20 protein-coding genes are annotated in these 21755 nt (G+C 69.4%); 5 read left to right on the top strand and 15 right to left on the bottom strand.

The annotated features are described in order from the left end of the window. Window positions 1–11 precede the first annotated feature (11 nt). Together HCC78_RS15550 and HCC78_RS15545 are read right to left on the bottom strand one after the other, a co-directional pair. Window positions 12–1196, bottom strand: a complete 1185-nt coding sequence (locus HCC78_RS15550; RefSeq protein ID WP_172329708.1) for an aminotransferase class I/II-fold pyridoxal phosphate-dependent enzyme — start codon at window positions 1194–1196, stop codon at window positions 12–14. 223 nt (window positions 1197–1419) lie between these two features. Then, window positions 1420–2748, bottom strand: a complete 1329-nt coding sequence (locus tag HCC78_RS15545; protein WP_172329707.1) for an amidase — start codon at window positions 2746–2748, stop codon at window positions 1420–1422. An 86-nt stretch (window positions 2749–2834) separates the two neighbouring features. On the opposite strand from HCC78_RS15545, the gene HCC78_RS15540 reads away from it, so the two are divergent. Next, window positions 2835–4052 carry an FAD-dependent monooxygenase gene (locus HCC78_RS15540; protein WP_253949191.1) on the top strand — a complete coding sequence of 406 codons (1218 nt, stop codon included), beginning with the start codon at window positions 2835–2837 and terminating at the stop codon, window positions 4050–4052. Between the two features lie 80 nt (window positions 4053–4132). On the opposite strand, the gene efp is transcribed toward HCC78_RS15540, so the two are convergent. Then, window positions 4133–4696: an elongation factor P gene (gene efp, locus HCC78_RS15535; RefSeq protein WP_172329705.1), complete on the bottom strand. Its 564-nt coding sequence runs from the start codon at window positions 4694–4696 to the stop codon at window positions 4133–4135. A gap of 209 nt (window positions 4697–4905) precedes the next feature. Here efp and HCC78_RS15530 point away from each other — a divergent pair, with 209 nt between their 5' ends. Further along, entirely contained in the window at window positions 4906–5226 is a 321-nt protein-coding gene (locus tag HCC78_RS15530; protein WP_172329704.1) for a DUF6280 family protein, read from the top strand. Between the two features lie 87 nt (window positions 5227–5313). Here HCC78_RS15530 and HCC78_RS15525 read toward each other — a convergent pair whose 3' ends face one another. Genes HCC78_RS15525 through HCC78_RS15515 form a run of 3 tightly spaced genes read right to left on the bottom strand, consistent with a single transcriptional unit; the run spans window position 5314 to window position 7891 of the window. Next, window positions 5314–5730: a hypothetical protein gene (locus HCC78_RS15525; RefSeq protein ID WP_172329703.1), complete on the bottom strand. Its 417-nt coding sequence runs from the start codon at window positions 5728–5730 to the stop codon at window positions 5314–5316. A 34-nt stretch (window positions 5731–5764) separates the two neighbouring features. Beyond that, window positions 5765–7183: a TolC family outer membrane protein gene (locus tag HCC78_RS15520; RefSeq protein ID WP_172329702.1), complete on the bottom strand. Its 1419-nt coding sequence runs from the start codon at window positions 7181–7183 to the stop codon at window positions 5765–5767. 54 nt (window positions 7184–7237) lie between these two features. Then, window positions 7238–7891: a protein-L-isoaspartate O-methyltransferase gene (locus HCC78_RS15515; protein WP_172329701.1), complete on the bottom strand. Its 654-nt coding sequence runs from the start codon at window positions 7889–7891 to the stop codon at window positions 7238–7240. Window positions 7892–8146: 255 nt separating this feature from the next. Between HCC78_RS15515 and HCC78_RS15510 the strand changes: the two genes are divergently transcribed. Next, window positions 8147–9781: an NAD(P)/FAD-dependent oxidoreductase gene (locus HCC78_RS15510; RefSeq protein WP_172329700.1), complete on the top strand. Its 1635-nt coding sequence runs from the start codon at window positions 8147–8149 to the stop codon at window positions 9779–9781. A gap of 90 nt (window positions 9782–9871) precedes the next feature. On the opposite strand, the gene HCC78_RS15505 is transcribed toward HCC78_RS15510, so the two are convergent. From HCC78_RS15505 to HCC78_RS15485, 5 genes are all read right to left on the bottom strand, one after another. Continuing rightward, window positions 9872–10756, bottom strand: a complete 885-nt coding sequence (locus tag HCC78_RS15505) for an AraC family transcriptional regulator (protein WP_172329699.1) — start codon at window positions 10754–10756, stop codon at window positions 9872–9874. Window positions 10757–10841: 85 nt separating this feature from the next. Further along, a complete protein-coding gene (locus tag HCC78_RS15500; RefSeq protein ID WP_172329698.1) occupies window positions 10842–12035 on the bottom strand; it encodes a serine hydrolase in 1194 nt (397 codons plus the stop codon). Between the two features lie 109 nt (window positions 12036–12144). Then, entirely contained in the window at window positions 12145–12540 is a 396-nt protein-coding gene (locus tag HCC78_RS15495) for a Rid family hydrolase (protein ID WP_253949190.1), read from the bottom strand. A gap of 43 nt (window positions 12541–12583) precedes the next feature. Beyond that, window positions 12584–13588, bottom strand: a complete 1005-nt coding sequence (locus tag HCC78_RS15490) for a helix-turn-helix transcriptional regulator (protein ID WP_172329697.1) — start codon at window positions 13586–13588, stop codon at window positions 12584–12586. Between the two features lie 108 nt (window positions 13589–13696). Then, window positions 13697–14545 (bottom strand): GH25 family lysozyme, encoded by an 849-nt coding sequence (locus HCC78_RS15485; protein WP_172329696.1) that lies wholly within the window; start codon window positions 14543–14545, stop codon window positions 13697–13699. Between the two features lie 222 nt (window positions 14546–14767). Here HCC78_RS15485 and HCC78_RS15480 point away from each other — a divergent pair, with 222 nt between their 5' ends. Next, window positions 14768–15907: a lytic murein transglycosylase gene (locus HCC78_RS15480; RefSeq protein WP_172329695.1), complete on the top strand. Its 1140-nt coding sequence runs from the start codon at window positions 14768–14770 to the stop codon at window positions 15905–15907. 3 nt (window positions 15908–15910) lie between these two features. Here HCC78_RS15480 and HCC78_RS15475 read toward each other — a convergent pair whose 3' ends face one another. Beyond that, window positions 15911–16786, bottom strand: coding sequence for a GntR family transcriptional regulator (locus HCC78_RS15475; protein WP_172329694.1), 876 nt, complete (start codon window positions 16784–16786; stop codon window positions 15911–15913). Between the two features lie 103 nt (window positions 16787–16889). Here HCC78_RS15475 and HCC78_RS15470 point away from each other — a divergent pair, with 103 nt between their 5' ends. Continuing rightward, window positions 16890–17996 carry a mannitol dehydrogenase family protein gene (locus HCC78_RS15470; protein WP_172329693.1) on the top strand — a complete coding sequence of 369 codons (1107 nt, stop codon included), beginning with the start codon at window positions 16890–16892 and terminating at the stop codon, window positions 17994–17996. Between the two features lie 48 nt (window positions 17997–18044). On the opposite strand, the gene HCC78_RS15465 is transcribed toward HCC78_RS15470, so the two are convergent. From HCC78_RS15465 to HCC78_RS15455, 3 genes are all read right to left on the bottom strand, one after another. Next, window positions 18045–18734, bottom strand: a complete 690-nt coding sequence (locus HCC78_RS15465; protein ID WP_172329692.1) for an amino acid racemase — start codon at window positions 18732–18734, stop codon at window positions 18045–18047. 190 nt (window positions 18735–18924) lie between these two features. Continuing rightward, complete coding sequence (gene rpmB / locus HCC78_RS15460; protein ID WP_172329691.1) at window positions 18925–19215, bottom strand: 50S ribosomal protein L28; 291 nt, start codon at window positions 19213–19215, stop codon at window positions 18925–18927. Window positions 19216–19376: 161 nt separating this feature from the next. Beyond that, window positions 19377–20666, bottom strand: a complete 1290-nt coding sequence (locus HCC78_RS15455; RefSeq protein ID WP_172329690.1) for a lytic murein transglycosylase — start codon at window positions 20664–20666, stop codon at window positions 19377–19379. Between the last annotated feature and the right edge of the window lie 1089 nt (window positions 20667–21755).

Here is a 21755-nt window from a genome sequence, read left to right as displayed (position 1 = left end):
GGCTCAGGTCCTCAACTGTCATAAAGGCAATGGCGGATCAGGGTCAGCCCCGTCTCGGTCTGCTCCATCGGCGCGACCAGCGCGGTGCGGATGAAGCCCGCGCCGGGGTTGCCGGAGCCGCTGTCGCGGCCGAGATAGGCGCCGGGCAGGCAGCGCACGCCGGTCTCCTGCCAAAGCTTCAGGCAGGCCGCCTCCCCGTCCGGCACGGGAAGCCAGAGGAAGAACCCGGCCACCGGCGGCTCGTAGCCCGGCACGTCGCCGAAGATCCGGTCGGCCAGCTCGAATTTCACGCCGTAGAGTCGGCGGTTCTCGACCACGTGCTCTTCGTCGGCCCAAACCTTGGCGGCGGCGGCCTGCAGCGGCAGCGGCAGCGGCGCGCCGCCATAGGCGCGCAGCTGGCGGATGCGGCGGATGTTTTCCGGACCGGAGGTCACGCAGCCCGAGCGCAGCCCCGGCAGGTTCGATCGCTTCGACAGCGAATGGATCGCCAGGACGCGTTCGGGATCGGCGCCGGTCGCGGCCGCCGCGGCGAGGATGCCAGGGGGCGGCGCGCCGCGGTAGATCTCGGAATAGCATTCGTCGGCGACAATCTTGAAATCGTGCTTCTCGGCCAGCGCCAGCAGCCCGCGCCAGTAATCCTCGCCCGCCACCGCGCCCTGCGGATTGGACGGCGAACAGATGTAGCAGAGCGTCACCCGGTCGAGAATTTCCGACGGCAGTGCCGCATAATCGGGCAGATGCCCGGTTTCTCGCGTCGCGGGAATCATCACCGGCTCCGCCCCGACCGAGATCGCGGCCACGGCATAGGCCTGGTAGAACGGGTTCGGCATCAGGAAGACGGGCTTCCGCCCGTTCTTCGTCTCCGGCGCGATCGCCATCGCAATGTTGTAGAGCCCCTCGCGGCTGCCGTTCAGCGCCATGATCTGGGTGGCGCCGTCGACGGTCACGCCATAGCGCCGCCCGATCCAGCCGGCGATCGCCGACAACAGCTCGGGCGTGCCGTCATTGGCGGGGTAACTGCCGAAACCGGCTGCGTTTTCCGCGATGATGGCGCTGACCCAGTCCGGAAATGCATGTTTCGGCTCGCCGATCGACATCGACAAGGGCGCCCCGCCGGGCTGGTGATGGTCGAGAAGAGCCCGCAGACGCGGAAATGCGTAAGCGGGCAGATCGGAGAACCGGTCTGGATACTGCATCTGTGCCTCAGTTTCCCGGGATCTTGCGCCCCGGTATCTGGCAGGGACGATACCGGAAGGGCCCCCTTGCGTCCAGCCCGCGACCGGTACCTGCCCCTCCTTCAGGCAAGATTGTGACCTGGCGGCGAATAGTTAACCCAGCCTTCCCAAGGGTCAGGCCCGGAGCGTCCCGTCCGCGGGCGGCGCGGGCGGCAGGACGGCTCCGGAACGGGACGGCGCCGCCTCAGCCGAGCGCCGCCTCGGCCGCCCTGCCGGTGCGCAGCAGGCGCTCCTCCCGGCCCGGCGCGGCCATCAGCATCAGGCCGCAGCAATCGGTCCCGGTCGGCAGGGTCAGCGCGCAGAGCCCCATCAGGTTGCCGATCCGGGTGTTCCTGAGCGCCAGCAGGTTCTCGGTGCGGAAATAGTCCGGATCGCTTTCCAGCCGCGCGGCATCCGGCGGCAGGATCGGCGTGGTCGGCAGCAGGACCGCGTCGAAGCCCGCCGTGGCCTGCAGATAGGCGGCGCGCAGCCGGTCGAGTGCCTGCCAGCCCGCAACGAAGGCCTCGGCCGTGACATCTGCGCCCAGCCGGAAACGGTCGCGGATCGGCGGGTGCATCTTCTCGGGCGACGCCTCGATCACCTTGCCCCAGGTGCCGTAGGCCTCGCCCGGGAACAGCATCGAGGCGGAGGCCAGCGCCTCGGCCACGGCCGGGACCTGGATGCGCTCCACCTTGGCCCCGGCGGCCGCAAGCCGCGATACGGCGGTCTCGAAGGCATAGCCCGGCTGGTCGCGCAGGTCGTCGAGCGCGATGGTCTCCAGCACCGCGACGCGCTGCCCCGCCAGCGATGCCCCCCGCAGGTCGGCAGGCTTGCCGCCCTCGATCAACGCCAGCACTTCGGCAGCATCTTCCACCGAGCGGCAGAGCGGGCCGATCGTGTCGAAGCGCGCCGCCAGCGGCACCACGCCGTCCAGCGGAATGCGCCCGGCAGTGGTCTTCAGCCCGACGAGGTTGTTCCAGGCGGACGGCACACGGACCGAGCCGCCGGTATCCGAACCGATCCCCGCCGCCGCCAGGCCGAAGGCCACCGAGGTGGCGGCGCCCGAGGAGGAGCCGCCCGGCACCAGCGCGGGATCGGTCACGTTGGGCGGGGTCGCGGTCATCGGGTTGAGGCCCAGCCCGGAAAAGGCGAGCTCGGTCATGTGGGTCTTCCCGAGGCAGACCGAGCCGCCCAGCGTCGCGGCTTCGAGCACCAGCGCGTCGCGCTCCGGCACCCGCCCCTCGAGCAGCCGGGAGCCCGCCTCGGTCGCCACCCCTGCGGTGTCGAAGAGGTCCTTCCAGGAGATCGGCACGCCGTCGAGCAGGCCGCGGCGCAGCCCCAGCCGGGCGCGGTCCCGAGCCGCCCCGGCCTCGGCCAGCGCGCGCTCCGCGGTGAAGCGGGCATAGATGCGCGTCCCGGCCTCATGGGCCACGGCAGCATCCAGGAAGGCTTCGGCCAGCTCCACCGGGTCGATGGTCCCGTCACCGATGCCGCGCCCCAGGTCTGCCGCCGTCCGGCTCCGCCACTCGTCCATGTCACGTCCTCGTCAATGGTGTCGCAGCCAAGCTATTCGCCCCGATCCGGATGGACAATCCCGCCCGGCCGCTTCATTCCTGCGCCATGGAACAGGACGTCCTCATTGTCGGCGGCAGCCTGAACGGCGCCAGCCTCGCCCTTGCCCTCGCCCGCGCCGGACTGCGCGTGGCGGTGATCGATCCGCTCTCCGATGCCGACCAGACCGTGCCGGAGTTCGACGGCCGCAGCTATGCGCTGGCGGCGGCGAGCGTGAAGATGCTGGGCGTCCTCGGAATCTGGGACCGGCTGGCCGCGGATGCGCAGCCGATGCTGGACATCCGCGTCGGCGATGGGCGCGCGGGCGAAGGCACCAGCCCGCTGACGCTGCATTTCGACAGCCGCGAGCTGGGCGAAGGCCCGCTGGGCCAGATGGTCGAGGACCGCCACCTGCGCGCCGCGCTGCTGGCGGCGCTGGCGGAAACGCCCGGGATCGTCCGGATCGAGGGCGCCGTGGCCGCACAGCGGGTGGAGCCGGGCCGCGCGGTGGCGACGCTGGCGGACGGGCGGGAATTCGCGGCGCCGCTGCTGGTGGGGGCGGACGGGCGCAGGAGCGGCACTGCGGAACGCGCGGGCATCAAGCGGCGGGTGACCGACTACGGCCAGACGGCGCTGGTCTGCGCCATCGGCCACGAGAAGCCGCACCAGGGCTGCGCCTGGCAGATCTTCCTGCCGCCGGGCCCGCTGGCGATCCTGCCGCTGACCGGCAACCGCTCGTCGATCGTCTGGAGCGAGACCACCGAGCAGGCGGCGGCGATCCAGGCGCTGGACGACGAGGCATATCTGGAGGTGCTGCGGCCGCGCTTCGGCGATTTCCTGGGCCGGATCCATATCGCCGGGGCGCGCTACACCTATCCGCTGAACATGACGATCGCCGAGAGCTTCGCCGCCGAGCGGCTGGCACTGGCCGGAGATGCCGCGCGCGGCGTGCATCCGATCGCCGGACAGGGGCTGAATGCCGGGCTGCGCGACGTCGCCGCGCTGGCCGAGGTGCTGGTCGAGGCATCGCGCCGCGGCGAAGATCTGGGATGGCCGCTGGTGCTGGACCGCTATGCCGCGTGGCGGCGCTTCGACTCGACGACGCTGGCGATTGCCACGGACGGATTCAACCGGCTGTTCTCGAACGACAATCCGCTCCTGCGGCTGGGACGCAACATCGGGCTGGGACTGGCAAACGCGGTGCCCGCGCTGCGCCGCGGCTTCATGCGCGAGGCGGCCGGTCTGTCCGGGGACGTGCCGCGGCTGCTTCAGGGCCGCGCGCTCTAGGGCAGCGCCCCCTCACCCCGGCCCTCTCCCCGGCGGGGAGAGGGAGAGAGCGCCGCCCGGAGGGTAGCGCGGAACCCGGATCAGGCCCGTTCGGAATATTCCATGGTCTCCGTGTTGACCACGATCGCCTCGTCCTGGCCGATGAAGGGCGGCACCATGATGCGGATGCCGTTGTCGAGCGTCGCGGGCTTGAAGCTCTTCGACGCGGTCTGCCCGTTGACCACCGGCTCGGTCGTGGCGACGGTGCAGACGACCTTGGCCGGCAGCTGCGCCGAGAGCGGCTCCTCGTCGTAATACTGCACCACCGCGGTCATGCCGTCCTGAAGGAAGGGGCGGCGCTCGCCCAGCAGTTCCGCCGGTATCTCGATCTGCTCGAAGGTCTCGGTGTCCATGAAGACCAGCTTGCCGTCCTGCTCGTAGAGGAATTGCTGGTCCTTCTGCTCGAGCGTCACGCGCTCGACTTTATCGGCGGAGCGGAACCGCTCGTTCAGCTTGGAGCCGTTGCGCAGGTTGCGCAGCTCGACCTGGGCGAAGGCTCCGCCCTTGCCCGGCTTGACGATATCGACCTTCACCGCGGACCAGAGGCCCCCGTCATGGTCGAGGATGAAGCCGGGACGGATTTCGTTCCCGTTGATTTTCGGCATTTCGGAGCCCATTGAGTGTTGAACGAGAGGTAGCCGCCCCTATATCGCCGAAGGTACCGGCGTGGCAACAAGGACGCTTGCGGGCCGGGCGGGATAGACTATGCACTGAGCGCATGCCTACCATGCTCAAAACGCAATACCGAATCGGTGCGGAAGATGCATATTGCGCCGCACCTCGAAAGAAGCAAGAGCAAGAATAAGGAAACGAAATGGGCGAATTCGTCGATGGCACTGCTTTTAATCATGAGCAGGGCAACCGTGCCCGCAAACTGTTCGCGGCTGTTGTGCTGGCCGCACTGGATGACGCGATTGCGGATGACAAGAAATACGGCAACGGCCCCGAGCAGATCGCCCGCTGGGCGCGGTCGCGCGACGGCCGGGAAGTGCTGAGCTGCGCAGGGATCGACCCGAACGAGCGGGTGGTCGGCGGCCTCATGGAGTTCGTCTCGAAGGGCGTGCGCACCTCCGTGGCCCTGTCGCGCGAAGAATCGGAGCGGCGTCACGCTGCCGAAGCCGCGGAAGCGGCCTGAATTCAGGGTCCCGGCACGGCGCCGGGACGCCGGAGACCTTGCAGAAGCGCTCCCCCTTGGGGAGCGCTTCTGTCTTTGCGGGCGCGGTCAGCTCTCGCTGCCGAGAATGCTGCGCAGTTCCTCGCGCACGATGCGCCGGATGTTCTCGTTGATCCGCGGCCCCATGCGGGTGCGGACCTCTTCGCGCAGGATCTCGCGGATCATGGCGCGCAGCTCGGCCTCGCCGGACTGCGGCTCTGCCGGACCGCCCCGTGCCGCCGGAGCATCGGGTTCGGGCTCGTCCCAGACCTGCGCGGCCGCGGGCGTCGCGATCCCGTTCGCCGCCACGCGCGCGCCGGTTCCGAGCACCAGCCGCCGCGCCGCGGCGCTGGCCTTCTCGCTGACCACCGGCATGTCGCGGTCGGGCCGTTCGGCCGCCTCCCGCTCCTGCTGGTGCTGCACTTCCTTGGCGACCAGGCGCCGGATGGAGGCGAGGACTTCCTCGGGGTTCTTGGACGCGCTCATCTGTGCCCCCGGCTTTCCGTTTTCCGACATGCGATCACTTGCCGAGCGCCTTCAGCACCTTGTCGAGCTTGATGCCCTGTTCGGAGGTGAACACAGTCGGCGCGGCGCGGACTTTCTCGTAATAGGCGTTGTCGTCATAGGCGATCACGTCCAGCCCTAGGCTGTCGGCGGTCAGCAGGCCCATGGTGGAGAGCAGGAAGTAGTAGGCGTCCTGCTCCACGGTCAGCGCCTCGATGCGGCTGCCGCGGGCGTCGAGCAGGTCCTGCTCGGCGTTCAGCACGTCGAGCGTCGTGCGCGCGCCCAGCGTGGCTTCCTCGCGCGTGCCCTCGAAGGCGACCTGCGAGGCCTCGATCTGGCGCTCGGTGGCATCGAGGCTGGCAATCGCGACCTGGAAGTTGGCCCAGGCGTAGCCGACGCGCTCCTGCACGTTCAGCGTGGTCTGCAGCAGCCCGGAGCGGTTCTGCTCCAGATTTGCCACCGCCTGGCGGTAGAGCGCGTTGATCTGGCCGCCGCGGTAGATCGGCCCGCCGAACTCGATCCCGAGGCTGGCGACCGGCTCCATGTCGTTGGTGTTGGAGCTGGAGGCCGAGTCGGAATAGCCGATCGAGCTGGTGGCGCTCAGCGTCGGCAGGATCTGCCGCTGGGCAATGTCGACATTGATCTCCTGCGCGGAGACCAGGAACTGCTGCTGGCGGATCGCCGGATGGCCGCGCACGGCGACGTCGCGGGCGCTCTGCAGGCTCTCGGGACGCTTGGAGAAGGCCGGCGGCGGCGCGAGGTCGCCCGGATAACGGCCGACGGCGAGGTTGAAGGATTCGCGCGCGATCTCCAGGTCGCCGTTGGCCGCCACGAGGCTGGCCTGTGCGGCGGCGAGATAGGCCTCGGCCTGCGCGACGTCGGTGCGGGTCACCTCGCCCACGTCGAAGCGGTCGTTGGCGGCGCGCAGTTCCTCTTCGAGGACGCGGACGTTGTTGCGGCGCAGGTCGACGAAGGCCTGGGCCTGGCGCACCTGGGTATAGGCCTGGACCGCCGAGAACAGCACATCCTGCTCCTGCGCGACCAGCGCCTGGCGCGCGGCCAGCACGGCTTCCTTGGCGGCGCCGACGGCCAGCCGGTTGCGGCCGAACTCGTAGAGGCTCATCTGCGCGGTGAGCTCCAGCGTGTTGGTGATCGTCTGGCTGTCCTCGCGCACCGGCCCGGCCACGGTCTGCAGCACGTCGGTGTCGAGGTCCCAGAAATAGCTGCGAGAGGCCGAATAGGCGAAGATCGGCCGCAGCGCGGCGACCGCGATCGCGACATCCTCGTCGGCAGCCCGCAGAACCGCGCGGTTCTGCTCCAGCAGGTTGGAATTGTTGTATGCAGAAACCAGCGTGTCCGTCAGGGTTTCCGCCGACGCGGCCGAGACCGCGATTGCCGCCGCGCAGGCCAGCAGGGTTGTCTTGATCTTGCGCACCTTGGGGTCCTCGTTTTTATCCTGCAGCGCCCTGCCGCCGGAGAAGGCGGGCCCTCAGAGCGCGAAGTCTTTCGTCTGCTCGAATCCCGGAAGGACGGGTGCCCCGGCATTGAAGGCAAACCGCCACGAAACCGATCCGTTCAGCTTGTACCCTACCCTCACGGCCCCCAGCGCGCCATCCACAAACGGCGCGACGATGCGACCGCCGTCCTTCAGCTGTGCCAATAGGGCATCACCGACGGCCTCTACGGCACCTTCGATCACGATAACGTCATAGGGACCGTGCTGCGCCATGCCCTCGCAGAGCGGCCCTTCGACCACCGCGGCATTGTCCGCACCGTGTTCGGAAAGGTTGGCCGCGGCCTCGCGCGCCATGTCCCCGTCCTCCTCGACCGCGACCACCGCCTCGGCGAGATGCGCCAGAACGCAGGCCGAATAGCCCAGCCCCGGCCCGATATCGAGCACCAGGTCGGTCGGCCGGACATTGGCCGTTTCCAGCATCTTGGCGAAGGTGCGCGGTTCCAGGATGACGCGGTTTTCGCCCAGCGGCAGGTTCTCGCCGACATAGGCGGCGTCCTTCAGCTCGTCCGGCACGTAGAGTTCGCGCGGCACGCGCAGCATCGCTTCGATGATCGGGAACCTGGTGACATCGGCGGGCCGGACCTGGGTATCGACCATCAGGGTGCGGCGACGGACAAAATCGGTCATCTGCGAGAGCTCTCCCCGGGCTGCTGGGCGGATACGGGAAAGCAATGGCACAGTCCCCCGCAGGGGGCAATGTGGACGGCAAAGTAATAAGGACGCATGAAACCGACCCGGCGGCCCGGACGGCCATGTCGCGCTGCGGCAGGATTTCGTTCAACAGCTTTTCCGGATCGTTCAATACCGGCCCCCGCCGCCCCGCCTAGCCTTCCCGCAAGGCCGCGGCAGCAAGCCCCGGCCGCCCATCCAGGGAGGAACGGGATGACGAGGAAACTTGACGCCTTGGTAATCGGGGCCGGCGTGGCCGGGCTCTACCAGCTGCACCAGCTGCGCAGCGAAGGGTTCGACGTGCACGGGGTGGAGGCCGGGAGCGATGTCGGCGGCACCTGGTACTGGAACCGCTACCCGGGCGCGAAATTCGACTCCGAAAGCTATATCTACCAGTATCTCTTCGACGAGGATCTCTACAAGGACTGGACCTGGAGCGAACGATTTCCCGCCCAGCCGGAGATCGAGCGCTGGATGCATTACGTCGCCGACCGGCTGGACCTGCGCAAGGATTTCACCTTCTCGGCCAAGGTGACGAAAGCGGAGTACATCGAGGATACCGGCCGCTGGCTGGTCGAAACCGATGCCGGCGAAACCTACAACACCCAGTTCCTGATCGGCTGCACCGGCATGCTCTCGGCACCGCTGGAGAACCGCTTCGAGGGACAGGAGACCTTCCGCGGCACCATCCTGCACACCGCGCGCTACCCCAAGGGCGGTCTCGATCTGGAAGGCAAGCGCGTCGGCGTGATCGGCATCGGCGCGACCGGCATCCAGGTGATCCAGACCATCGCCCCGGTGGTCGGCTCGCTGAAGGTCTTCGTGCGCACGCCGCAATACGTCCTGCCGATGAAGAACCCGAAATACGGCCCCGGCGAGGCCAAGGCCTACAAGGCGCGCTTCAACGAGCTCAAGGGCAACCTGCCCGCGACCTTCACCGGCTTCGAATACGATTTCGAGCACAAATGGGCCGACCTCACGCCGCAACAGCGCCGCGCGGTCCTGGAGGAGTTCCATGCCGACGGCTCGCTGAAGCTCTGGCTCGCCTCCTTCGCCGAAATGTTCTTCGACGAGGCGGTCAGCGCCGAGATCTCCGCCTTCGTGCGCGAGAAGATGGCAGCGCGGCTGAAGGATCCGGAGCTGATCGACATTCTCGTGCCGAAGTCCGGGGATTACGGCTTCGGCACGCACCGGGTGCCGCTCGAGACCAACTACCTGGAGGTCTACCTGCAGCCGAATGTCGAGGCGGTCCCGGTCAGGAGCAACCCGATCGCGCGGATCGTCCCCGAAGGCGTGGAGCTGGCCGACGGCACGGTCCACGGGCTTGACGTCATCATCATGGCGGTAGGCTTCGATGCCGGATCGGGCGCGCTGGCGCGGATCGACATCGCAGGGCGGGACGGCCGGCGTCTGCGCGACGAATGGGCGAAGGACATCCGCACCACCCTGGGCCTGCAGAAGCACGGATTCCCCAATCTGTTCATGACCGGCGCGCCCTTGGCGCCCTCGGCCGCGCTGTGCAACATGACCACCTGCCTGCAGCAGCAGACCGAGTGGATCACCGATTGCATCCGCCACATGCGCGACACGGGCGCCACGGCGATCGAGCCCACCGCCGAGGGCGAGGAGGCCTGGGTGCGGCACCATGACGAGACCGCCAATGCGACGCTGATCGCGAAGACGGACTCCTGGTACACCGGGTCGAACGTGCCGGGGAAACCGCGCCGCGTGCTCAGCTATACCGGCGGCGTCGGCACCTACCGGCAGAAATGCAGAGAGATCGCCGCAAACGGCTACGAAGGCTTCGATATGCGCCGCGCCCCGGCAGAGGCGGAAGCCGCCGAATGAGCGAGGGCGGTCCGGCGCGGGATCGCCCCGCGCCGGCAGCCTGAACCCTCCGGCTCCAGCCCGGACGGGGATGCGCGGTGCCGGACCGCCTCACTGCGCCCGCCGCCGGAAGACGGCGGGCGTCTCGCCGAAGGCCGCGGAGAACATCCGCGTCAGATGCGCCTGGTCGGAAAACCCGCAATCCGCCGCCACCGCCTTGATCGGCAGCGACGTGCGCGCCAGCAGCCGCCTGGCCTCTTCCAGCCGCCGCGCCGTCACATGGGCATAGGGCGGCCGCCCGAAGCTGCGCCGGAAGGCGCGGGAAAACCGGCAGGGCGCCATGCCCAGGACCGCCGCCATCTCCTTCAGCTCCATCTGGCTGGCGAGGTTCTCCTCTATGTGCCCGCGGATCCGCCGCTCCTCCGCCGGGCTCAGCGCGCCCGCGGGCCGCGCCTCGGGCAGCCGCACCGAGGCGTAGCGGCGCAGCAGATGCACGATCAGGCCGCGCGACACCGCGTCGACATAGAGCGCCCCGCCCATGCCCTGGCTCTGCGCCTCGCCCGCGATCGTGTCGAGCGCATGGGTCATCACCGGGTCGTCAGTCCTGAGCACGTCGTTCAGCACCACCTCGGCCCCGTCGCACTCCAGCATCTCGCCCGCCACCTCGGCGACCAGCCCGGCAGACAGGTAGACATGGACCACGTCGATCTGCGCATGCCAGGTCCAGAAGGCCTGCTGCGCGCGGGTCAGCAGCGAGGCCGCGCCGGGACAGAGCGTCTCGCGGCGCCACTTGCCGTCGAAGCGGCGCTGCATCGGCGTGACCCCGCCGCGATAGCCCACCAGCATGAAGTCCCGCATCGCCGGGACGACCACGTCCTGCCCCTCGTAGCGGTAGGACCTGAGATTCACGTTCTTCCAGCCCAGCCCGTCGCTGGACAGCAGCACCTGCCCCGGCACCCAGCCCGGCAGATCCCGGTAGTCGATCAGTCCGCTCATCGCCATTCCTCCTCCCTGAACGGCAAATGGCGGGGGACGGCAGCCGCCCCCCGCATCGTTTCTTCCGGTCGGGACGGTCTGCGGTTCAGGCGGCCTTCGAGGCGGCCATGGCGCGGTAGACGGCGGATTCGAACTCCAGGTAGCCGCCGAAGGAGACCGGATCGCCGAAGGGCAGGATCTGCGTCGCCCAGTAGCCGCCGAAGCCGCTCGCCCGGTCGATCCAGTAGAAGCAGTTGGCCAGCCCCGCCCAGCCGATGGCGCCCGCCGGACGGCCCGTGGGGGCGGCTTCGGAATTGACCATGAAGGTGTAGGACCAGTCCTTCGCCGTGCCGGGGAAGAACTCCGCGTCGTTCGACAGGGACGGGATCACGCCGGGCAGCATCGTCACCTTCTGCGGCGGCACCAGCGCGCCCTTCACCGCCCAGTCGACCGTGTCGGCACGCAGCACGCGGCCATGCGGCCCGGCGCCGTCATTCAGCCACATGCGGATGAACTTCATGTATTCGGGGATGGTGGCATAGAGCCCGTGGCCGCCCATCTCCACCTCCGGGTTGTCGGGCAGCGCGAAGCCGTCCATCGGCTCCAGCCCGCCATCGGCGCCGCGGGCATGGATTGTCGCGGTGCGCGCCTTCGTGGCGCCGCTGCGGGTGAAGGCGATCTCGTCCATGCCCAGGGGGTCGAAGACCCGCTCGCGCATCACCGCGCCGAGCGACTTGCCGCGGATGCCTTCGACGACCTGCCCGACCCAGTCGATATTGGTGCCGTATTCCCATTTCTCGCCCGGATCGAACAGCAGCGGCGTCTCGATCGCTTCGCGCGTGCCGGTGACCACCGAGGGCTGGCCATGCTCCTCGGCGAGCCGCTTGTAGGTCGCGTTGAAAAAGTCGTAGCCGAAGCCGCCGGTATGCAGCATCAGCTGCCGCGTGGTGACATCCGATTTCGGCGCGCGCAGACGGGGCTGGCCGTCCGCGCCGAAGCCCTCGATCACCTGCAGCTTGCCGATGGCGGGGGCATAGTCCTTCGCGGGCGCGTCGAGATCGAGCAGCCCCTCCTCGACGCATTGCAGCGCCGTCGTTCCGGCGATGGCCTTGGTGGTGGAGAATATGGCGAAGACCGTGTCCTCGCTCATCGCCCCGTCGCCCAGCCGCCGGTCGCCGGCCGCCCCGGAATAGATGTCGCCCTCGCGGTCGGTGACCATGGCCACCACGCCGGGCACGCGCGCGCTGCCCGCGGCGACGCCCTGCAGCACGCCGTCGAGCGCCGTTTTCAGATCTTCCATCGTTTCCTCCCCTGGTCTTTTCAGGGGAGGCTAGCGCGGGAACGCCCTGCCGGTCTGTCCGCAACCGGCATCGCATGTCCGGTTCCGGAAGAAAACGGACGCGCCGGGCTCAGTCCGGCACCACCGCGTCCGCCTCGATCTCCACCAGCCAGTCCGGGTTCACGAAGGCGGTGACGGCCATGATCGTGTCAACGGGCCGGGCCCCGAGGCAATAGAGCTTGCGCGCCTCGACGGCCTGCTTCCAGCTGCCGATGTCGGTCAGGATCACCCGGGTGCGGACGATGTCCTGCAGCCCCGACCCGGCCTGTTCCAACGCGTCGCGGATGATCTCGAAGCACCGGCATGTCTGCGCATGGACATCGCCGATGCCGACCGTCTGCCCGTCCGGCCCGACCGGCGCGGTGCCGCCCACCGCGATGAAATTGCCGACGCGCACCGCGCGGCTGAAGCCGACGATGCTTTCCATCGGATTGCCGTTGGATACCAGTCTCCGTCCCTCCGCCATGGCGGTCCTCCCTCCGCGCGGCGCCCGGGGCGGGCGCGGCCCCCTAGCGGGCGCGGGCCCGCGTATGCGACGGCAGCTCGCCGAAGCGCGCGCGGTAGCGTCCGGCCAGCGCGCCGAAATTGCCGAAGCCCCAATCCGCCGCGATCTCGGCGACGGTGCGCCCCGGCGGCGCGGTTTCCAGCTCGGCGCGCAGCCCCTCCAGCCGCCGCGCGGCGAGGAACTCGCGCGGGGAGATGCCGCGGAACCGCCGGAACCCGCCCGAGAGCGTGCGGGCGGAGACGCCCACCCGCTGCGCCACATCGCCGATCACCGGCGCCTCGCGCGCCTCCGCCTCCATGATCTCCTCGGCACGGCGGACATAGCCCGGCGCCGCCGCCCGCGCGCCGCCGTCCAGCCGCACCCCGGCCGTCGCCGCCCATTCGCGCAGCAGCTCCAGGCAGATCGTTTCCTCCAGGTGGCGCTCCAGCGCGCCCCCCGGCGGCCGGTCTCCCGCCCCGGCCAGCGTACGCACCGCGTAATCCAGCAGGCGCGCCCAGGCCGATTGCGGTCCTCCGATCTTCACCCGCGCCGCCCAGAGCGCGTCATCGGGAACGAAGCCGAACCAGCGCCGCGCGGTTTCCTCCATCGCGGCATGCGGGATCGTCAGGTTGAACTGCATGTGGTCCGGACCGCCGTCGAGCCAGTACTCCGCGCGCGAGCAGTCGACGACGAAGCTCTCTCCGGCGCCGGTGGCGACGGATCCGCCGTCGCATTGGTGGCGCAGCGCACCCTGCAGGGTGTTGAGCACCAGGATGTTGCCCGCCGCCGGGTCGAACCGGTCGAGATGGATGCCGGTCCCGTAGGAGAAGCGGGTCATCGTGACCCGCCCCGCCCGCGCCGGGATCATCGTGGCGTCGGGCCGCGCGCCGCGTTCCAGCGGCCGCACCCGGTAGGGCATGTAGACCTGGCGGCAGAATTCCTCCACCTCGTCCCAGTCCCGCGACCGCGTGCGACCGCGATGCCGCGCAGGCGCGCCCGTCGCGTCCAGCAGCAGTGCATCCTCCAGCATGCCGGCGTCCTCCCGAAATCTCCTCCGGGTTGCAGCATAGCACGGGCCGCGCCGCTGCGGGCGATTGCCGGCACCGACTTTGGTTGCAGGCGGGCGCCCGCCTGCGGATCAGCGCTGGCGCCGGGCGGCGAGCCAGCGCTGCCAGCTCTGCTCGCTGCCGGCGAAGGCGTTCAGGTCGACCTGGCCGCCGACGCCATGCACCACGCCGGTGCCGGTATACTGCCAGAAGGACCAGCTTTCGCCGGGATAGCGTTCGGACGGATGGCCCGCGACCGAGCGCAGCCAGAACTCGGCCCCCTGGATCGCGCCCAGTCCGTTGCTCTCGTAGAAATCGGGGGTCGTGTAGATCACCGGCACCGTGCCGTAGTAGTTGCCGACGATGCGCAGGAAGGTGCGGATCTCGGAGCGGACGGTGCCTGCGTCTGGCTTGTAGGGGCAGGTCCTGGACTGGTGGTTCCATTCCATGTCCAGCACCGGCGGCAGGTCGCCCGCCCGGCGCGGGACGTTGTCGATGAACCATTCCGCCTGCTCGCGCGCCGTGCGGCAGAAATAGTAGAAGTGGTAGGCCCCGACCGGCACGCCCGCCGCCCGCGCCTTGGTGGAGTTCAGCGCATAGGCCGGATCGGAATGGTCGCCGCCCTCGGTCGCCTTCAGCCAGGCGAAGGACACGCCGGAGGCGCGCGCGCGGTGGAAGTCGATCTCGCCCTGGTAGCGCGAGGCGTCGATGCCGTGCACGCTGTAGCGGTCGGGCGCCAGCACGTCCCAGGAACTGGGGCGCAGGTCGCCGAACTGGCGCGGGATGCCCTCGGCGCGGTGGTCCGAGGGAACCAGCTGGCGGGGGGCGCCCAGCGAAGACGGGGAATGGTCCACCTTGCCGCCCCCGCAGGCGGACAGGAGGACACTGGCCAGCAACAGGGCTGCGGCTCCGGCGCGCGGAAGCGCCAACGGATGGGACATTCTGCTCTCCATTCTTTCGGCCGGTAGTTTCTGCTCGGTCCGGCCCGGGGATTTGGCCGGAGGATAGCACGAACCATGCGCCAGCGAAGCATGCGAATTCGCTAATTTTCGGGGGCAGACACCCGGAATTCCCGCATCTGGCCGCCGGCGGTCATTGCCTGGACGCCGCGAAGCCTTACTCTGGGAAGCGAGGCAAATCACCAAAGAACACAGGCGAACACCATGCAGATCACCAGGAGAGAGTTCGGGCTCGGCGCGATAGCGGCCGGGCTTGCGGGCTGCAGCCAATCGGTCACGCGGGGGGCGGATGCGTCCGCGGGGCTGCCCGCCGACCTCAAGCCCGCCTACAATCCCGGCTACGACGCCTGGGTGGCCGGGTTCGAGAGCCGCGCGGCGTCCAAGGGCATTTCCGGCGCCACCTTCGACCGGTCCTTCCGCAGCGCGGGCTTCCTGCCCGGCGTCATCGACCGCGACCGCAACCAGGCGGAGTTCTCGCGCACGCTGGAGGACTACCTGTCGATCGCCGCCTCGGACGAGCGGGTCTCGAAGGGCCGCGCGGCTTTCGCGCGGCACCGCTCGACGCTCGAAGCGCTGCAGTCGCGCTATGGCGTCGATGCCCAGATCATCTGCGCGATCTGGGGGCTGGAGAGCTTCTACGGCGAGCGCCGCGGCAATGTCCCGGTGATCTCGGCCACCTCGACGCTGGCCTATGAGGGCCGCCGCGGCCAGTTCTTCGAAAGCCAGCTGGTCGCCGCGCTGAAGATCATCCAGTCGGGCGACATCGACCCCGAGCACATGACCGGCAGCTGGGCCGGGGCGATGGGCCATACGCAGTTCATCCCGACCTCCTACCTTGCCTTCGCGGTGGATTTCACCGGCGACGGGCGGCGCGACATCTGGTCGGAGGACCCGACCGACGCGCTGGCCTCCACCGCTGCCTACCTGGCGCGGAACGGCTGGGTGCGCGGCCTGCCCTGGGGCGAGGAATATCTCGGCGGCCCGGTCTCGGGCACGCTGATCCAGCCGCAGCCGGGCGGCCCGCGCTTCGCCGTCACCAAGAATTTCAGCGTCATCAAGCGCTACAACAACTCCGACGCCTATGCGATCGGCGTCGGCCACCTGTCGGACCGGATCGCCGGCGGCGGGCCGCTGCGCACCCCCTTCCCACCGGACAGGTACGGCATGACCAAGGAGGACCGCATGGCGCTCCAGGCGCGCCTGACCCGGGCGGGCTACGATACCGGCGGGGTCGACGGCGTGCTGGGGCCGAACAGCCTGGAAGCGATCTCCGCCTACCAGCGCGCCCGCGGCCTGCCGGTCACCGGCGAGCCGTCGCTGGAGCTGCTCAGGATGCTGGGCTGAGGCTCAGTCCCAGGCAACCGACCGCAGGAGGTTGCCCCGCGCCGTGGCGAGGTGGTCCGCGAACAGCCGGACCGCCTCCTCGCCGCGGCCGCCGAGAATCGCCCCGAGCACTGCCAGGTGCTCTTCCGCGGCGCCGCGGTTGCGGGCGAATTCGTCGTCCTTGCGCCACTGGTAGTGGTAATGGACGATGATCGAGATGCGCTGCATGAACTCCCCGAAGAACCGGTTGCCCGCCGCATCGCAGACCAGCGCGTGAAACTGCGCATCGAGCCCGGGAAATTCCGCCAGCCCGGCTTCCGGGCCCGAGAGCAGCCGCCGGTGTGCCTCGGCCAGCGCCGCGACCTTTCCGCGGTCCGGCGCGGCGACCAGCGCGCGGACCGCCTGCATCTCGATCAGCTCGCGCATGTCGAACATCTCGGCCGCGAAGGCGCGGGTGAAGCCCTTGAGCCGCCAGTGCCGGTTCGGCTCCTTCTCGATCAGCCCCATCGGCTCGAAGCGGATGAGGAAGTCGCGCACCGCCGAGACAGGCACGCCGAAGCGACGCGACAGCTCGCTTTCGTTGAGCGCGGTGCCGGGCGGCACGTCGCCTTCGAGGATCCAGCCCAGGAACCGCTCGGGGAAGGTCTCCGCCGGATCCGGCGCGGCCTCGGGCCGGTCCTGAGGTCCCGGCGCGCGCAGCAGCCGCTTCTGCCGCCCCTCCCAGGCGATCAGCCCGGTCTCCGCCAGATGCGCCAGGATCCCGCGCACCGTCGTGCGGCTCAGCCCAAGCCGCGCGGCGATCTCCTGTTCCGAGCCCAGCCCCTGCCCCGGATCCATCCCGGCCAGCGCGCCGAGCATCCGGTCGAGACCGGCAAGGAAGGTCTGGTTGCGCCGCGACATCGCATTCACCCTTTCCGCGAGACAGGATTTGACCTGTTTGGTACTTTATAAATAAAAGACCGACAAGCGGCCCGCGCGCCGCCCCAGCCCAGCGAGGACCGTCATGCCCGTCACCACTCCCATCGTCCAGTTCGGAACCTCGCGGTTCCTGCAGGCCCATGCCGACCTGTTCTTCTCCGAAGGCACGCCCCAAGGCGCGATCACGGTGGTGCAGAGCTCGGGCGATCCGTCCCGCGCCGGACGGCTGGGCGCGCTGGCCGATCCGGCCGGCTATCCGGTGCTGATCCGCGGCATGCAGGACGGCAAGACCGTCGACGAGGAGCGCCGCGTGCATTCGGTCAAGCGCACGCTCTCGACCGCCACCGACTGGGCGGAGCTGGAGCGGATCGTCACGGAGGAAGCCGAGGCGATCCTGTCGAACACCGGCGACTCGGGCTACGATCCGAAGCCTGCCGATGCCGCCGCCGCGCCCGAACAGGCGATGAGCTATCCGGCGAAGCTGTTCCACCTGCTGAAGGCGCGGCATGCGGCAGGCAAGGCCCCGCTGACGATCTTCCCGATGGAGCTGATCCCCGACAACGGCCACGTGCTGAAGGCCCGCATCCTGGAGATCGCGGCGCAGCAGGGCGCCGGCGCGGCGCTGGCCGGCTGGCTCGGCGACTGCATCTGGGCCAACAGCCTCGTCGACCGCATCGTCTCGGCCCCGCTCGACCCGGTGGGGGCGGTGGCGGAACCCTATGCGCTCTGGGCGATCGAGGCGCAGCCCGGGCTGGCCGCGCCGGTCGATCATCCCTCGGTGCAGGTGGTGGAGAAGCTCGAGACCATCGAGCGGCTGAAGCTGCACATCCTCAATCTCGGCCATACCGCCATGGCGGCCTTCTGGCAGGAGGCCGGCGCCGACCCGGACGCCATCGTCCGCGACCTGCTGAACGGCCCCGTCGGCGCCCGGATGTCGGCGGTGATGCAGGCGGAAGTGATCCCCGGCTTCGCCGCGCGCGGGATGGAGGACCAGGCGCTGGCCTATCTGGCGGAGACGGTGGAGCGCTTCGCCAACCCGTTCCTCGACCACCGCATCGCCGATATCGCGCAGAACCACCCGCAGAAGGTGGAGCGCCGCATCGGCGCCTTCCTGACCTGGGTGCGCGGCGCCCGGCCGGGCTTCGCCGCGCCGGAGCTGGACGCGATCTGCGCCTCCGTGGTGCCCGCCTGACGGGACTTTTCCGGGCGGGACTTCCTCCCTGCCCGGAAATGCCCTTGGTCAGGCCAGCGCGGCGTCCAGCGCCGCCGCGCAATGGATCAGGGTCGTGTCGAAGACCGGAACCGGGACATTGTCCTGGTTGAGCAGCATGCCGACCTCGGTGCAGCCCAGGATCAGGCAATCGGCCCCCGCCTCTGCCAGGCGCCCGGCGATGCCGCGATAGGTCGCTTCGCTTTCCGGCGTCGTGACGTCCCGGCAGAGTTCCTCGTAGATGATCCGGTGCGTCTCGGCCCGGTCCGCCGCCGCCGGCACCAGCGGCGCCAGCCCGGCCGCGGCCAGCCGGTCGGTGTAGAAGCTCTGCTCCATGGTGAAGGCGGTGGCCATCAGCCCCGGCCGCTTCAGCCCTGCCGCCGTGATCGCCTGCGCCGTCGCGTCGGCGATGTGCAGCAGCGGAATGCCGACGCCCGCCATCATCGGACCGGCGAGCTTGTGCATGGTGTTGGTCGCCAGGATCAGCAGCTCCGCGCCGCCGCGCTCCAGCGCCCTGGCCTCGCGGTTCAGGATCGCCCCGGCCGCATCCCAGTCGCCCTGCGCCTGCAGCACCTCGATCCGCGCGAAATCCAGCGACCGGATCAGCAGTTCGGGCGAATGCAGCCCACCGAGCCGAGCCCGCGCGAGATCGCAAAGTTCCCGGTAATATGTCTGGGTCGATGCGGCGGACATGCCGCCGAGTATGCCGATCGTCTTCACTGCCGTTCCCCGGAAAGCTGTTTCCCTGCCCGGCGCGCAGAATGTGCAGCTGGCGGAGATTGGCAAGACCCGCAGGCCGCCGCCGCGGCGTTCCGGCGGAACGCTGGCCCGGAAACGGAAAACGCGCGGCAGGGCCTGCCGCGCGATCAACTTGTCAGCTTGGCGCCCGGCTGCCCGGGCCTTCGCCGGATCAGGCCGTTGCGGCCTGCGCCTTGGCGATGTCCTTCTTGATCTTCAGCGCGTTGTCGGACAGCTCGGTGTCCTTGGCTTTCGCAAGGAAGGCGTCCAGACCGCCGCGGTGATCGACCGAGCGCAGGGCGGATGCGGAGATCCGCAGCTTGAACGAACGGCCCAGCGTATCGGAGATCAGGGTGACGTCGTTCAGGTTCGGCAGGAAGCGGCGCTTGGTCTTGTTGTTGGCGTGGCTGACATTGTTGCCAACCATCGGGCCCTTACCGGTCAGTTCGCAACGGCGCGACATGGGGGTATCCTCGTCTGGTGTCAGCCATACGACAAGCGGCATGGCGTGGGTTATAACTGAAAGGAGCGCGGAAGTCCCCGCGCCGCCTGAGTTGCGGTGTCTTATGGGGAGTCTCCGGGAAGGTCAAGCACAAAGGCGGCGCTTCCCGGCCCCACCCTGCGTCAGCGCAGATGCTCCAGCAGCGCCGCGCTGGGATAGCCGTCCGGGGTCAGCCCGCGGGCGATCTGGTAGGCGCGGATCGCGTCGATCGTGTTCGGCCCGATGCGCCCGTCGACGCCCTGGGTGGAGTAGCCGGCCGCGGTCAGGCGGGTCTGCAGCTCCTTCTTCTCCGCCGACATCAGCGCCCGGTCGCCGCGCGGCCAGTCCTGCACGAATCCGCCCTGCCCCTTCAGCCGGTCGCTCAGGTGGCCGACGCCGATCACGTAGGAATCGGCCGCGTTGTAGCGTTCGATGACGTTGAAGTTGCGGAACACCATGAAGGCCGGGCCGTTGGCGCCCGCGGGCACCAGGACCGCCGCCTTGCCGTGATCCGCGACCGGCCGCCCGTCCATGCCGCGCACGCCCAGCGCCGTCCAGTCGGCCACCGGGCGCTTGGTGTCATGGCCCGCATGGGCGAAGTCGAATCCCGCGGGCAGCTGCACCTCGACACCCCAGGGCTGGTCCCGGATCCAGCCGAAGCGCGCCAGATAGGCCGCGGTGGAGGCCAGCGCGTCGCTGGGATCGTCCGACCAGATGTCCCGCCGCCCGTCGCCGGTGAAGTCCACCGCGTATTCCAGGAAGGAGGTCGGCATGAACTGGGTGTGCCCCATCGCGCCCGCCCAGCTGCCGGTCATGTGCGCGGGGTCGATGTCGCCCGCCTGGATGATCCTCAGCGCGGCGACCAGCTGCTCCTCGAAGAACGGGCCGCGGCGGCCGTCATAGGCCAGCGTCGCCAGCGCCGGGACGATCGGGGTCGAGCCTCGGTAGCTGCCATAGGCGCTTTCCAGCCCCCAGATCGCGACAACGACCTCCTTGTCGACGCCGTACTTGGCCTCGATCCGGTCCAGCACCGGCCCGTAGGAGGCCAGCCCCGCGCGGCCGTTGGCGACCCGCGTGTCCGAGACCGCGCTGTCGAGATAGTCCCAGAGCGTGCGGGCGAATTCCGCCTGGTTGCGGTCGCGCGAGATCACGTCCGCATTGTACTCGACGCCCTGGAAGGCGCGGTCGAAGGTGCGCGCCGAAATACCCTGCGCCATGGCGCGGCTGCGGAACCCGCTGATCCAGCGGGCAAAGCCGGTATTGGCCACCACCGGAACGACCGGCAGCGCCACCTCGCCGGGCCGCGCCACGGGCCGCGGCGACGGCATCATCGCCCGCGTCACCACAGGTCCGTCCGCGGCATGGGCGGGAGAGAAAACCGGAAAAATCGAGACTATGCCTGCATAGGCGAGCGCCATCATCCTGGCTGCCATGGTCCTGCTCCTGCTCTGAGACTGCTCTTGCCGTCTTGTTCTCGTGATTTTTGGTCTTCGTTTTTTCCGGGATTCTACCTCAAAACCGGGCCGTCTCCTAGCCTTCCCGGCAGGCGGATCAGGCCGGTGCCCGGCGGGCCTCCGAGATTATTTTGTTCCGGAAACTTTGTCTTAACTCTGCGCATGCCAACACATCAGGGCAGCCGCGGCCTTCCGGGGATCCGGCAGCAGTCCGGAGCGGGTTTCCCGCTTTCATGACGAAATTATTTCATCAATCCCTTTCGCCCGGTCCGGCTGGACCGCGAAGCCTGTCCCTTCCCGAGGCAGAGGCGCGGCACCACCGGGCGGTCCCATTGGCGGGGCTGCGGGCAAAGGGCCATTGGCAAGCGAGGGAGGATGCCGATCCAGCCGCATTTTGGCGGCGGCCGGGACGGCATCCTCCGCCTCCCCCCGAACCGCAGCGGCCCCTGCCGCCCCTGCCGCCCCTGCCGCCCCTGCCGCCCCTGCCGCCCCTGCCGCCCGCCCGGAGGCGCGTACGGAGCCCATGGACACGCCTGCAAGAGCAAATGGCAAAAGCGCTCCGGACCAAAGCTAGGATGGTCAAGATCGCCTCGGCGGGACACGGCCTTGAGGCTGGGCCCGGCGCCCCGCCGGCCGGACTCCGGGCAGACCCAACGGCTGGGTCGGCCGAGGGGACCCGGCCCGCTTCCCCGCGCATCCCTCCTGTTCCGGGAAGCCCGGACCGCCCCGGAAGCCGCACGCCCTCTTGCCCGTGCCGAAAGCCGCCTTGAGGTCCGGCCTGCTCCGGCTCATGGCAACGAGCCTGCAAGGCCCGGACAGGGCGCGCCCCTGTCTCCGCAAGCCGGACATCCGGCCCGGGCGCAGGCAGGCGGGCCTGCCCTCCCGCATCCAGCGACATCTCGGGCCGAACCGGAGGGCGCCATCCTGAGCCAAGAATATTCTGCCGGTCGACCTGTCCGGCACCGGAGACCAGCACCCGCCTGCTGTGCGAGAAGATGTGCTCCCCTCAGGCCACCGAAGAACGTATCCGGCCCGTGCGAGGCGATGCCAGTTGCGAAGGCCGCATCC

It is taken from the genome of Mangrovicoccus sp. HB161399, assembly GCF_013184745.1.
GTDB lineage: Bacteria > Pseudomonadota > Alphaproteobacteria > Rhodobacterales > Rhodobacteraceae > Mangrovicoccus.
This window is presented reverse-complemented; position numbering and strand designations above follow the sequence as displayed.

Coding starts and splice junctions, on each gene's coding strand:
- HCC78_RS15530 (WP_172329704.1), top strand. CDS start 4,906: ATGGGCGAATTCGTCGATGGCACTGCTTTTAATCATGAGCAGGGCAAC.
- HCC78_RS15505 (WP_172329699.1), bottom strand. CDS start 10,756: ATGAGCGGACTGATCGACTACCGGGATCTGCCGGGCTGGGTGCCGGGG.
- HCC78_RS15550 (WP_172329708.1), bottom strand. CDS start 1,196: ATGCAGTATCCAGACCGGTTCTCCGATCTGCCCGCTTACGCATTTCCG.
- HCC78_RS15515 (WP_172329701.1), bottom strand. CDS start 7,891: ATGACCGATTTTGTCCGTCGCCGCACCCTGATGGTCGATACCCAGGTC.
- HCC78_RS15545 (WP_172329707.1), bottom strand. CDS start 2,748: ATGGACGAGTGGCGGAGCCGGACGGCGGCAGACCTGGGGCGCGGCATC.
- HCC78_RS15480 (WP_172329695.1), top strand. CDS start 14,768: ATGCAGATCACCAGGAGAGAGTTCGGGCTCGGCGCGATAGCGGCCGGG.
- HCC78_RS15470 (WP_172329693.1), top strand. CDS start 16,890: ATGCCCGTCACCACTCCCATCGTCCAGTTCGGAACCTCGCGGTTCCTG.
- HCC78_RS15490 (WP_172329697.1), bottom strand. CDS start 13,588: ATGCTGGAGGATGCACTGCTGCTGGACGCGACGGGCGCGCCTGCGCGG.
- HCC78_RS15495 (WP_253949190.1), bottom strand. CDS start 12,540: ATGGCGGAGGGACGGAGACTGGTATCCAACGGCAATCCGATGGAAAGC.
- HCC78_RS15510 (WP_172329700.1), top strand. CDS start 8,147: ATGACGAGGAAACTTGACGCCTTGGTAATCGGGGCCGGCGTGGCCGGG.
- HCC78_RS15485 (WP_172329696.1), bottom strand. CDS start 14,545: ATGTCCCATCCGTTGGCGCTTCCGCGCGCCGGAGCCGCAGCCCTGTTG.
- HCC78_RS15540 (WP_253949191.1), top strand. CDS start 2,835: ATGGAACAGGACGTCCTCATTGTCGGCGGCAGCCTGAACGGCGCCAGC.
- efp (WP_172329705.1), bottom strand. CDS start 4,696: ATGCCGAAAATCAACGGGAACGAAATCCGTCCCGGCTTCATCCTCGAC.
- HCC78_RS15455 (WP_172329690.1), bottom strand. CDS start 20,666: ATGGCAGCCAGGATGATGGCGCTCGCCTATGCAGGCATAGTCTCGATT.
- HCC78_RS15475 (WP_172329694.1), bottom strand. CDS start 16,786: ATGTCGCGGCGCAACCAGACCTTCCTTGCCGGTCTCGACCGGATGCTC.
- rpmB (WP_172329691.1), bottom strand. CDS start 19,215: ATGTCGCGCCGTTGCGAACTGACCGGTAAGGGCCCGATGGTTGGCAAC.
- HCC78_RS15500 (WP_172329698.1), bottom strand. CDS start 12,035: ATGGAAGATCTGAAAACGGCGCTCGACGGCGTGCTGCAGGGCGTCGCC.
- HCC78_RS15525 (WP_172329703.1), bottom strand. CDS start 5,730: ATGAGCGCGTCCAAGAACCCCGAGGAAGTCCTCGCCTCCATCCGGCGC.